An 11,617-nucleotide genomic window follows, 5' to 3' on the forward strand; every position below is an offset into this window, starting at 1 on the left:
CCGGCCCCGGGGCAGTGCACGCCCGGGGGGGTGCGGGCTACAGCTGCTGCGCGAGCTGCTTGATGCCTCGCAGCAGCATCTCCACCGAGATGGCGACCAGGATCAGGCCCATCAGGCGTTCAAAGGCCATCACCACGCGCTCACCGACCAAGCGCTGGATGCGTTCCGCCATGAGCAACACCACGGCACAAACCGCCATAGTGACGCACAGCGCACCCACCCATTCCCACCGCCGCTCAGGCGCCTGGGCCACCAGCAGCATGACCGTGGCCAGTGCAGACGGGCCAGCCAAAGCCGGGATGGCCAGCGGAACAATCAAGGGTTCGCCCGGCAGCTCAGCCTGAGGGCCATCGGAGGACGGAAAGATCATGCGCAGGGCAATCAGAAACAGCACCACTGCGCCCGCAATCTGCAGCGACAGATCGCTCAGGTTCATCACGCGCAAAAACTGCGCCCCGAAGAACAGGAAGATCAGCAGCAAAGCAAACGCGATCAGCACCTCGCGCAGGATCACGCGGGCCCGGCGCTCCTGCGGCACGCCACGCAATGCGTTGGCAAAGATGGGGATGTTGCCCAGCGGATCGGTGATCAGCAGGAGCAGGATGGTGGCCGACGCGAAGGTGTAGCTCACGTTGCGTACACCGCGTCCAGCGAGCGAAAGCCCTTGATTTCGATCGGGTTGCCGCTGGGGTCGTGGAAAAACATCGTCCACTGCTCGCCGGGTTGGCCTTCAAAACGCACCTGGGGCTCCAGCACAAAGGCGGTGCCGACGGCCTTGAGCCGCGCGGCCAGCGCATGCCAATCTGGCAGTTCCAAAATGGCGCCGAAGTGCGGCATGGGCACTAGGTGGTCGCCCACATGTCCAGTGCGGGCACTGGCAAATGGGATACCCAGGTGCAACGAAATCTGGTGGCCAAAGAAATCGAAGTCCACCCAGGTGTCGGTGCTTCGGCCCTCTGTGCAACCGAGCACGCCGCCGTAGAAACGGCGTGCGGCCTCAAGGTCGGTGACGTGGAAGGCGAGGTGAAAGAGGCTGCGCATCCTCCAAAGGATAGCAGCCGGTTCGCGCCTTGGGCGCGGTCTGCAAGACTGTCAGGGCATTCACGCGATGGATGGATCTGCGGCCATGTTGTCAAACTTCCGGAAGTACTGGCGCGCCATGGCCACCAGTTGGGCGTCCGTGGGGTGGTCAGCTGCCACCGAGTCCACTACTGCGTCGGCGACAGCGCCACGGTGCTTCGTGACCCAATCGCGGAACTGGTTGCGCACCAGGCCGGGGCCGGTCAACAGCACTTCACGGGTGCTGGTCAGGGCCTGTGCCACATCGGCAAAAAACGGCGTGAGTTCATCGGCCTTGCCCTGGTGCTTGTGGTGGCTGCGCGATTTGATGCGCTGGGTCTCGGCATGTTCGCGGTCGAACATCACTACATGGGCTTCGGATTGGTCCATCCAGACAACAGCGTGAAAAGTGCTCATGACTTGGCTTTCTTGAAATGTTGAAAAACGCAGGGGCAAGTGGAAGGGAGGGGTCAGGCCGCGCGGCGGTGCTGTTCGGCCTTTTCCTGGCAGTGCACGCAGCGTGCAGCCTCCGGGGTGGCGTGCAGGCGGGCCGCGGTGATGTGGGCGCCACAGTCTGTGCATTCGCCGTACTTGCCCGTCTCAATCCGGGCAAGAGCAGCTTCGATGGCGGCCAGGTGGATGGTTTCGTGCGCGTCCAGCGCAAATGCCAGCTCACGCTCGGTGGCCAGCTGGGCACGCGGATCTTCAGGCTGGCCGAAGTGGTCTGCAGCCGCCTCTGCGCGGCCAATGACGCCCCCGCGTTGCGCGACCAATTGGGCCAGCAGCTCGGCTTGCTGGGCCAGCAATTGCTGGCGGAATGGGGCGGCCTGGGTCTTGTCCATGCGGTGTCTCCTCGGAGGTGAACGGATACCTGCATGGTGCGCCTGTGCGCGAAGGCGTCGGTTGACCAAGGTCAATGGATGACAACCCGGTGGGATGTGCTGCACCCCGTCCACGGAGTCAGAGTATTCGCATCGCTGATTTCTCCTGCATCGTGGACTGGTGTGGATTTACGTGGATTGGCGCTTGGGCGGACGCGCCAGCATTTCGGCGGTGTTGGTCTTGCGGTCGGCGTTCACGCGTTGCACGTGTGGGCGCTCGGCCATGCGCGCCAGGTATTCCCGCACAGGCAGGTCCGCAAGGTAGTCGCGGCCATAGATGATCTTGGTGGCCGAGGCCACCAGCGGCAGGTGCACGATGGCGGCGCAGTCGGCCAGGCTGAAGGTGTCGCCCGCCACGTAGGGGCTGAACTTGGCCAGCTGCGCGAATGCGGCAATGTTTTTCTCAAGCTGTGCTCCCACCTTTTCCTTGGCAGCGTCGCTCACGGTGCCGCCGAAGAAAGCCTGCGGGTACAGGTTGCGCGCCACCAGCTCCAGGTGCAGCTCCAGAAAGGTGATCAGCTCGCGCACCTTGGCGGCCTGGTAGGGGTTGGCGGGGATCAGCGGGTGTTCGGGATGTGCTGCCTCGATGTAGTCGGCCATCACGGCCGACTCGCACAGCGGCCCCTCGGGGGTGAGCAGGTAGGGCACCTTGCCCAGCGGGCTGGCGCTGCGGTCGGTCTCGCCCACCCAGGCCAGTTCCTCGTTGAATGGCAGGCCCTTTTCCAACAGGGCCAGTTTGACCTTGTTGTAGTAGTTGCTGGCCGAAAAGCCGCAGAGTGTCAGCATGGTGTTGTCTCCGTTGTGGTGATGAATCCAGCTCGCATCCTAGGTGCGGGCGAGTAGGCCGTCCGTCGCGCAGATGACCCCGGTCAAGGTCCGGCAGGTGGTGGCGCCTACAATCGGGCGCTCATGTCGCCCTCCCTGCACACCCTCCGTAGCCTTCGCTGGCTCGCCCGCCTGGTGCTGGTGTGGTTTGTGGTGGCTATGGGCGTAGCCGTGGCTTCGCCGCTGGTCAATCCGCAGGCCATGGAGCTGATCTGCTCGGGCTCGGGCGCGATCAAGCTGCTGGTCAAGACCGACGAAGGCGCCCAAGAAATGTCTGGCCACACGCTGGACTGTCCCCTGTGCGCGCAGCTGGGTGCACCTCCTCCCGCCACGCAGGCACAGCCAGCAGTGGTCCATCCCTTGGCGCACGCCCTGCGCACGATTCCCGCCGCGCACATTGCTGCGCGCACTGCTGCGCCGCTGCCGCCGCGCGGGCCCCCGGCGCTCTCCTGAGTTCGCTATTTATTTGATAGCTGCTTGCGCTCTTCCATCGCGCGCAGACAGCCTTTTTGGCTTGAAATTCAGGAGTTGAACCCATGCGCAAAAGCCGCATGGCGCTGGCTGTGGCCGGTGCCTTTCCCCTCGTCTTCTGCGGCAGTGTGCCCGCATTCGCCCAGACCGCTGACAGCACCGGCAGCGCCGGCAGCAACAATGCCCCCGTCAAGGAACTGGGTGTGGTCACCATCAGCGGCGGCCAGCCCACCTCGCTGCCCACGCAGATCCCCACCACCATCGAGGGCGTGACGCGCGAGCAGATCGAGCATTCGATCAATGCCACCGACAGCGAAGACGCGCTCAAGTACCTGCCCAGCCTGCTGGTGCGCAAGCGCTACATCGGCGACTACAACCACGCCGTGCTGTCCACCCGCGCCTCGGGCACGGGCAACCCGGCGCGCTCCATGGTGTTTGCCGATGGCATTTTGCTGAGCAACTACCTGGGCAATGGCCCCACCAATGCGCCGCGCTGGATGCTGGTCACGCCCGAGGAGATCGAGCGGGTGGACGTGCTCTACGGCCCATTCTCTGCCGCCTATGCAGGCAACTCGGTGGGCGCGGTGGTGGACTACGTCACGCGCATGCCGACAAAGTTCGAGGCGCACGGCAAGGTCAGCTACCAGCACCAGCCGTTTGACCTGTACGGCACCAGCACCAGCTATGCGGGCAAACAGGTCAGTGCCTCGGTGGGCAACAAAAACGGTGACTGGTCGTGGTTCCTCAACTTCAACAAGACCGACAGCGAAGGCCAGCCGCTCACCTTCCCCACGCGCCTCGTGTCCGCTGGCACCGTGGGCAATGCGGGCACGCCGGTCACAGGCGCGGTGCAGGGGCTCAACCGCAACAACCAGCCCTGGTACCTGCTGGGCACTGCCACGCAGTACCACACGCAGCAAGACCACATCAAGGCCAAGATCGCCTACGACTTCTCGCCCACTGTGCGGGCGGCCTACACCTTCGGCTGGTGGCACAACGAATCCGAAGGGCGGCCCACCAGCTACTTGCGCGATGCCAATGGCAATGCGGTCTACAGCGGCAACGTGAACATCAACGGCCGCTCGTTTGCGCTGGCACCTACCGACTTCAATGTGTCCAACGAAGACCTCACGCATTTCATGCACGGGCTCTCGGTCAAGAGCAATACCAAGGGCGCGTTCGACTGGGAAGTGGCCGCCAGCCTGTACGACTACCAGACCGACACCCTGCGCGCTGCCACGGTGGCACTGCCTGCGGCGCTGAACGGCGGCGCAGGCCGCATCGTCAACAGCAAGGGCACGGGCTGGAACACCCTGGCTGCCAAGGGCACCTGGCGGCCCGAGGGCGTGCAGGGCGCGCACATTGTGGACTTTGGCCTGCAGCGCGACAGCTACCAACTGCGCACCATCGAGAACGCCACCAGCAACTGGATCAGCGGCGCTGCAGGTGCCCGCAACCAGGCCTTCAACGGCGACACCCAGCTGCTGGGCCTGTGGGCGCAGGACACCTGGAAGATCGCGCCCCAATGGAAGGCCGTGCTGGGTGCCCGCGCCGAGCGCTGGAGTGCCAGCAATGGCCAGACAGGCAACGCCACCACCACGGTGAACCACGCCGAGCGCAACGAAACCTACGTCTCGCCCAAGGCTGCGTTGGCCTACCAGGCCAGCGACCTGTGGGTGCTCAAGGCCTCTACCGGCCGCGCAGTGCGCATGCCTACCGTGTCCGAGCTGTACCAGGGCGGCATCAGCGGCAGCGGCACGCTTATCAACAACGACCCCAACCTGAAATCCGAAAAGAGCTGGACCACGGAGCTGACCGCCGAGCGGGACATGGGTAACGGTCTGCTGCGCCTGACGGCGTTTTTTGAGCGCACCAAGGACGCGCTGTACTCGCAGACCAATGTGCTCGTCACGCCCAACGTTACCAACGTGCAGAACGTGGACGCCATCCGCACCAAGGGTCTGGAGCTGTCGTACCAAGCCGCCAACGTCTTCGTGCGCGGGCTGGAGCTGGGCAGCAGCCTGACCTGGACGGACTCCAAGATCACGCGCAACGACAAGTTCCCTGCCAGCGTGGGCAAATGGCAGCCGCGCATCCCCGAGTGGCGCGCCACCGCCGTGGCCACCTACCGGCCCGACGCCACGTGGTCGTACACCCTTGGTGCGCGCTACAGCGGTAAGCAATACAGCACGCTGGACAACACCGATGTGAACGGCTTTGCCTACCAGGGCGCGAGCCGCTACTTCACCACCGATGTGCGCGTGCGCTACCAGATCACCAAGCAGGTGAGTGCCGCCGTGGGCATCGACAACCTGAACAACTACCAGTTCTGGAACTTCCACCCCTATCCGCAGCGCACCTACATGGCCGAGCTGAAGGTAGATCTGTAAACCCCCTGAGCGGCTTGCGCCGCATCCCCCAAGGGGGACGCCTCCAGCGGCCCGGCAAAGCCGGTTCCGTGGTGGCACTGGCTTGAGCGCGCGCCAGTTTTTAAGGCAATGAATCGTTGAAACGCAAGGTCTCAAAATGAAATTAAACACTATGAAAACTATAGCTGCTATCGCTTTGCTGTCAGGCGCAGGAGGTCTTTTTGGCTCTGCGTTCGCCCATGTGGTGCTCGAATACCAGGTCGCCCCGGCGGGCGCCAGCTACAAGGCCACACTCAAGGTCGGCCATGGCTGCGGTGCCTCGCCCACGCGGCAGATTGCGGTGGACATCCCGGCGGGCATGCGCGGCGCACGCCCCATGCCCAAGCCGGGCTGGGCGCTGGAGGTGCAGCGCGAAAAGCTCGCCCAGCCCTACACCAGCCACGGCCGCAGCATTACCGAAGACGTGGTGCGCGTGACCTGGACGGCGAAGACGCCGGAGGACATGCTGCCCAATGCCCACTACGACGAGTTCGTGCTGGTGGCGACCACGCCTGCGCAGGCGGGCACGGTGTACTGGCCGGTGCGCCAGGCCTGTGCCGAAGGCCGCAACGACTGGGTCGAGGTTCCGAAGCCCGGACAAAAGCTGTCGGACCTGAAGTCCCCAGCCGCAGCGCTGGAAATCCTGCCCGGTGCCAGCGCGGGTGCCCACAATCACTGATTCCGGGCTGCACCGCTGGCCCTCAACGTTTTCACCCCAACCGAAACCACTGCCATGAAAAAACTGCTTTCCACTGCCTCCTTGGCCGCCCTGTTGGTCGCCACTTTTGCCAGCGCTCCCGTGTGGGCGCAAACCGCCGCCGTCAAGGTCGAAGGCGCCTGGGCCCGCGCCAGCGTGCAGGGCCAGAAGGCTACGGGCGCGTTCATGCGCCTCACTGCCCAAGACGGCGCCCGCCTGGTGCGCGCCGAGTCGCCCGCTGCAGGCGTGACCGAGGTGCATGAGATGAAGATGGAAGGCGACATCATGAAGATGCGCGCCATCCCCGCCCTGGACTTGCCCGCAGGCAAGACGGTGGAGCTCAAGCCCGGCGGCTACCACGTCATGCTGATGGACCTGAAGGCGCCGCTGGCCAAAGACACTGCGGTGCCGCTTACCCTGGTGTTCCAGGATGCCAAGGGCGCAGAGAGCAAGCTCAGCATCAGCGTGCCCGTGGCCACCACGCCCCCGGGTGGCGCTGTACCGGCTGGCCATGGGCACGGTCACAAGCACTGAGCGCGACTGAGCGTGCAGGGGCGGGAATCTGCCCCTTCCGGCCGCAACACATTGGAGTAAGCTGTGACCCCATCACAGACCCACCTCTTGCGGAGCGGCCATGAGCGACACATCCAACAACTTCGGTTTCGGCAAATTCGTCCCCGGTTTTGACTTTCTGCAAAGCTTGGCCAAGGGGGCGTCCAGCAGCATTCCGCAGTTGCCCAACCTCAGCAACTGGGTGGCTCCCACCATCAGCGTGGAAGAGCTGGAAAAGCGCATTGAAGAGTTGAAGGCTGTGCAGTTCTGGCTGGAGCAGAACTCGCGTGCGCTGTCCGCCACCATCCAGGCGCTGGAAGTGCAGAAGATGACCCTGGCCACGCTCAAGGGCATGAACTTCAGCATGGGCGACGTGGCCAACGCCTTCAAGCTCAAGACGGCCGACACCGTGATGAGCGGTGTGCAGAAGGCCGCAGACACGGTCACTGGTGCCGCTGAAGCCGTGACCAGCGCCGCCGCCCGCGTGACGGGCCGCGCGGCGGATGCCGACGCGCAAACTGCGGACGAGGCCGATGCCGAGCCCGCACCCGCTGCGAACGCCAAGTCCAAGGCCAAAGGCAAATCAGCGGCCACGCCCGAGCCCGCCGTGGTGGACCCGATGCAGTGGTGGGGTGCCCTCACCAGCCAGTTCCAGCAGATTGCCGCCAACGCCATGAAGGATGCGGCCAAGCAGACCGCCATCGACACCACCAAGAACATGGCCACGGGCCTTGCCAAGGAAGCGCTCAAGACAGCCACCGGCATGGCCAGCCAGTTTGCCGCCAAGGGCATGCAGACCATGCAGGGCGGTGCCAAACGGTCCACTGCATCGGGTGCGGCAAAAAAAACCACCGCTGCCAAGAAGCCTGCGGCCCGCAAAACCACGGCAAAACCCGCCACCAAGAAGACGACGAACAGCACCCGCAGCCCGGCGGCCCGCAAGCGAGCGGGCTGACACACGCCCACTCGGGCGGGTGGTTCGACAACCCGCAGGCGGCGCACTACCCGCACGCCACCGCCCCGGCATGGAGATCTCTCAAATGAAACTGTTTCCCACCGGCCATGCCACCCACCCCCAATGGCGCATGGCTGCCGCGCTGGTGCTGGCACAGCTGCGCGCCCAGATGGCGCTGCCCGACTATGCAGCGGCACCCACCCTGGGCCTGCTCTACATCACCGACCACTATGGCAACGATGCCCAGGCCCTGCTCGATTACCTGAGTGGCGAACTGCCCGAGGTGACCGACTGGAGCGGCACCGTCGGAGTAGGTGTTTCGGCCAACAACGCCGAGTACTTTGACGAGCCCGCGCTGTCGGTGATGCTGCTCGATGTGCCCGCCGACCAGTACCGCGTGTTTTCGGGCGTGGCGCCGCTGCCCACGCATGCGCCGTACCCGGGCACGGGTTTTGTGGCCCATACCGCCCTGGTGCACGCCGATGGCCGCACGCCCGAACTGACCGAGCTGCTGGCCGAAATGGCAGCGCGCACCGACACCGGCTACCTGTTTGGAGGCCTCTCTGCCAGCCGCACCAGCAGCGTGCAGTTTGCGGTGGGCGGCGACGGCAACATGGCCGGGCAGGGCGGTGCCAGCGGGGTTTTTGACGGTGGCCTGTCGGGCGTGGCGTTTGGTGCCGGGGTGGCGCTGGTGTCGCGTGTCACCCAGGGCTGCCAGCCCGTGGGCGCGCTGCACACCATCACCGCCGCGCAGGACAACGTGGTGCTCGCACTTGATGGCGAGCCTGCGCTCGATGTGCTGCTCGACACGCTACAGGTGTCGCTGGACGGTGGCGACCCGCAGCCCGCGCTGCGCAAGGTGCGCGCCACCTTGGCGGGGCTGGTCAGTGTCGGCGCGCAGCCGCAGGGCCAGCGCCGCACGGGCCACTTTGGCACCGACACGCGTGTGCGCCACATCGTGGGGCTGGACGGCTCCCGCCGGGGCGTGGCCCTGGCCGACCATGTGGAGCCGGGCATGCACCTGGCGTTCTGCCAGCGCAACGTGGCGGCGGCGCGCGCCGACCTCATGCGCATCTGCGCAGAAATCCGCGAAGAACTGGAACCCGAGGAGCTGGAGCACGCGCCGATGGTGTCGTCCGACCTGCAAGGCCACCTGGCGGCAGCGTCTGGTGGATCAGCACCTGCCGGAGTGCACCCCCAGGTGGGGCGGCGCATTTGCGGTGCGATTTATGTGAGCTGCTCGGGCCGGGGTGGCCCGCATTTTGGCGGGCCCAGCGCCGAACTGCAGATCGTGCGCCATGCGCTGGGCGATGTGCCGCTGGCCGGGTTTTTTGCCGGCGGCGAGATTGCCCACCACCACCTGTACGGCTACACCGGGGTGCTCACCGTTTTTGTGAACGCGCAATAGGGCCGGGCCGGGCTGCATCTGGCCTGATTGAGCCAGGCCTTGGCGGTCAGAGGACCGGGCTGTCCTCGGCCTCGGCCTTTTCTTCGGGCGTCAGGCGTGTGGCCAGGATCTTGTCGATGGTCTTGCCGTCCATGTCCACCACTTCGAGCTTCCAGTCCTCCCACTGCACCGTGTCGGTCACCTTGGGCAGGCGGCCAGTGAGCAGCATGATCATGCCGCTGAGCGTGTGGTAGCGCCCGCGCTCCTCTTCGGGCACGGTGTCCAGGTTCAGGCGGTCCTTCAGTTCGGGCACAGGGATGTGGCCGTCCAGCAGCCAGCTGCCGTCCTCGCGCTGCAGCGCCCACGACGTTTCGGGGTCGCGCGGCTGGAACTCGCCAGTGATGGCTTCGATGAGGTCCTGCAGCGTCACGATGCCCTGCACCTCGCCGTATTCGTCGATCACAAAGGCCATGTGCACGTCCGACAGGCGGAAGTTGTCCAGCAGCTCCATGCCCGTGATGGTTTCCGGCACGTACAGCGCCGTCTGCAGTGGCTGCTCGGCCAGGCCGCCGCGCGCCTTGTCGCGCAGCGTGCGCGACATCCACTGGCGTGCGTTGATCACGCCCAGGATGTTGTCCATGCCGCCCCGTACCACCGGAAAGCGTGCGTGGTCGGATTCCTCGATGCATTTGAGGTTGTCTTCAAACGACGCATCCACATCCAGACACACCACGTCGCCGCGCGGCACCATCAGCGAGCCGATCTGGCGGTCGTCCAGTCGGAACACGTTGCGCACCATGGTGTGCTCGTGCGACTCGATCACGCCGGCGGTGGTGCCTTCGACCAGCATGGCGTGGATTTCTTCTTCGGTCACCGGGCTGCCGCTGGTTTCCTTCACGCCGAGCAGGCGCAGCAGCGTGCGCGTGGAGGTGGACAGCAGCAGCACAAAAGGCTTGGTCGCTAGCGCCAGAAAATTGATGGGCCGCGCCACCAGGCGGGCAAAGGTCTCGGGGTAGGACTGGCCGATGCGCTTGGGCACCAGTTCGCCCACCACGATGGAGAAGTAGGTGATCAGCACCACCACCAGGCCGGTGGCTGCGTAGCTGCCATATTGCAGCGGCACCCCCAGGCGCTCCAGCCAGGCCGCCAGCGGGGCGGCCAGGGCGGCCTCGCCCACGATACCGTTCAGGACACCAATCGACGTGATGCCGATCTGGATGGTGGAGAGAAAACGCGTGGGGTCTTCGCCCAGCTTCACGGCGGCGGCTGCGCCGCTATCGCCCTCATCAATCAGCTTTTGCAGCCGGGCCTTGCGCGCAGTGACCAGAGCGATCTCTGACATGGCAAACAGGCCGTTGAGACAGATGAGGGCGAACAGTATTGCTATTTCCATACAAAGGGCGCCTTGCGCGCCCTTGGGTGTTGAGTTGCAAGCGATTGTACGGAAGGGGGTGAAGCCCCTTTTCTTTTGCCCCGGGGGGCGTGGTCAGCCGCCTTCGGTGGGCAGGCCCATGGCATCCCATTCGGGCAGGCCGCCGCGCAGCCAGTAGACCGACTTGAAGCCCTTGGCCGCCGCCACTTTGGCCGCCTTGTAGGACTTCCAGCATTCGGCGCCGTTGCAGGCAAAGATCACGGGCTGGGCTTTGTCCAGCTTGGGCAGCTTGTCCAGCGCTTGGAAGTCATCCTGCGCGGCGTTGAACGCCACATCTTTGAGGCTTTTTTCCACATAGGCCGCAAACACGGCGCCCCGGATGCGTTTGGCCTTGAATTCCTTCTCGGTGCGTGTGTCCACCAGTGTGGCGCCCTGCGCCAGCAGGGTCTGGGCCTCGCGCGCGGTGATGCGGCTCACCCCCGGCAGGCTGGTGGGGGTGAACAGGCCCAGTTCCGCCACGCGGCGGTATTCATTGGCTTCGGGGCGCAGGGTGACGGGCGGCAGGCCGGTGGACGCTGGTGTGGTGCCAAACCACTGGGCCAGCCGGTTGCGTGCGTCGGCGGGCAGGTCCTTCTTCACGACCACCGAGAAGCCACCCGGCACCGGCTGCGAGGTGGCCAGCACGCGTGCGGTGCCGGGGTGCGCGGCCGCCCATTCGGCCCAGTCGTCCTCGCGCACCACGGTGGCGTCGGTGGAGCCCAGGGTCAGGGCGGTGAGGCCCGCCTGGGGAAACTTCTCATACTGCACAGAGCGCAGGTCCTGGAACGACAGCCCGGCCTCGTTGAGCATGCCGCGCGCCATGTAGGTGTAGATCGAGTCCTGCTGCGGCAGGTAGAGGCGGCGGCCCTTCATGGCGGGCACGGCGTCGATCTGCGCCAGCCCCACCAGCAGGTATTTGTCGGACTTATGGGTGGCGCCCACCAGCTCGTAACCCCGCTGCAGGGCCGAGG

At 65.4% G+C, this 11,617-nt stretch carries 13 protein-coding genes; 6 read left to right on the forward strand and 7 right to left on the reverse strand.

From position 1 onward, the window contains the following. Positions 1–37 precede the first annotated feature (37 nt). The 5 genes from DBR12_RS19305 to DBR12_RS19325 all read right to left on the reverse strand — a co-directional run bounded on the left by DBR12_RS19305 (position 38) and on the right by DBR12_RS19325 (position 2,726). Positions 38–631: a MarC family protein gene (locus DBR12_RS19305; protein WP_108618715.1), complete on the reverse strand. Its 594-nt coding sequence runs from the start codon at positions 629–631 to the stop codon at positions 38–40. After that, a complete protein-coding gene (locus tag DBR12_RS19310) occupies positions 628–1,041 on the reverse strand; it encodes a VOC family protein (protein ID WP_108618716.1) in 414 nt (137 codons plus the stop codon). The genes DBR12_RS19305 and DBR12_RS19310 overlap by 4 nt, the downstream gene beginning before the upstream one ends. A gap of 60 nt (positions 1,042–1,101) precedes the next feature. Then, positions 1,102–1,476, reverse strand: a complete 375-nt coding sequence (locus DBR12_RS19315; protein ID WP_108618717.1) for a hypothetical protein — start codon at positions 1,474–1,476, stop codon at positions 1,102–1,104. A gap of 53 nt (positions 1,477–1,529) precedes the next feature. Further along, entirely contained in the window at positions 1,530–1,901 is a 372-nt protein-coding gene (locus DBR12_RS19320) for a TraR/DksA family transcriptional regulator (protein ID WP_108618718.1), read from the reverse strand. Positions 1,902–2,069: 168 nt separating this feature from the next. Next, entirely contained in the window at positions 2,070–2,726 is a 657-nt protein-coding gene (locus DBR12_RS19325; RefSeq protein WP_108618719.1) for a glutathione S-transferase, read from the reverse strand. Positions 2,727–2,849: 123 nt separating this feature from the next. Here DBR12_RS19325 and DBR12_RS19330 point away from each other — a divergent pair, with 123 nt between their 5' ends. The 6 genes from DBR12_RS19330 to DBR12_RS19355 all read left to right on the forward strand — a co-directional run bounded on the left by DBR12_RS19330 (position 2,850) and on the right by DBR12_RS19355 (position 9,256). Next, the gene (locus tag DBR12_RS19330) at positions 2,850–3,218 is read left to right on the forward strand and encodes a DUF2946 family protein (protein ID WP_108618720.1); all 369 of its coding nucleotides are present in this window, start codon (positions 2,850–2,852) and stop codon (positions 3,216–3,218) included. A gap of 83 nt (positions 3,219–3,301) precedes the next feature. Further along, on the forward strand, positions 3,302–5,626 hold the full coding sequence (locus DBR12_RS19335; protein ID WP_108618721.1) for a TonB-dependent receptor: 2,325 nt from the start codon (positions 3,302–3,304) through the stop codon (positions 5,624–5,626). Between the two features lie 151 nt (positions 5,627–5,777). Continuing rightward, positions 5,778–6,323: a YcnI family protein gene (locus DBR12_RS19340; RefSeq protein ID WP_233244911.1), complete on the forward strand. Its 546-nt coding sequence runs from the start codon at positions 5,778–5,780 to the stop codon at positions 6,321–6,323. Between the two features lie 54 nt (positions 6,324–6,377). Further along, positions 6,378–6,875 (forward strand): copper chaperone PCu(A)C, encoded by a 498-nt coding sequence (locus DBR12_RS19345; RefSeq protein WP_108618722.1) that lies wholly within the window; start codon positions 6,378–6,380, stop codon positions 6,873–6,875. A 100-nt stretch (positions 6,876–6,975) separates the two neighbouring features. Beyond that, on the forward strand, positions 6,976–7,848 hold the full coding sequence (locus DBR12_RS19350; protein WP_108618723.1) for a PhaM family polyhydroxyalkanoate granule multifunctional regulatory protein: 873 nt from the start codon (positions 6,976–6,978) through the stop codon (positions 7,846–7,848). An 85-nt stretch (positions 7,849–7,933) separates the two neighbouring features. Continuing rightward, positions 7,934–9,256 (forward strand): FIST N-terminal domain-containing protein, encoded by a 1,323-nt coding sequence (locus DBR12_RS19355; RefSeq protein ID WP_108618724.1) that lies wholly within the window; start codon positions 7,934–7,936, stop codon positions 9,254–9,256. A gap of 46 nt (positions 9,257–9,302) precedes the next feature. Here DBR12_RS19355 and DBR12_RS19360 read toward each other — a convergent pair whose 3' ends face one another. Beyond that, positions 9,303–10,628 carry a hemolysin family protein gene (locus DBR12_RS19360; RefSeq protein WP_108618725.1) on the reverse strand — a complete coding sequence of 442 codons (1,326 nt, stop codon included), beginning with the start codon at positions 10,626–10,628 and terminating at the stop codon, positions 9,303–9,305. Between the two features lie 93 nt (positions 10,629–10,721). Beyond that, positions 10,722–11,617 (reverse strand): rhodanese-like domain-containing protein (locus tag DBR12_RS19365; RefSeq protein WP_233244913.1); only part of this gene is annotated, 896 nt, incomplete at its 5' end.

Origin of the sequence: Acidovorax sp. HMWF029 (assembly GCF_003060895.1) — a bacterium.
In the GTDB taxonomy this organism is placed as follows: domain Bacteria; phylum Pseudomonadota; class Gammaproteobacteria; order Burkholderiales; family Burkholderiaceae_C; genus Acidovorax.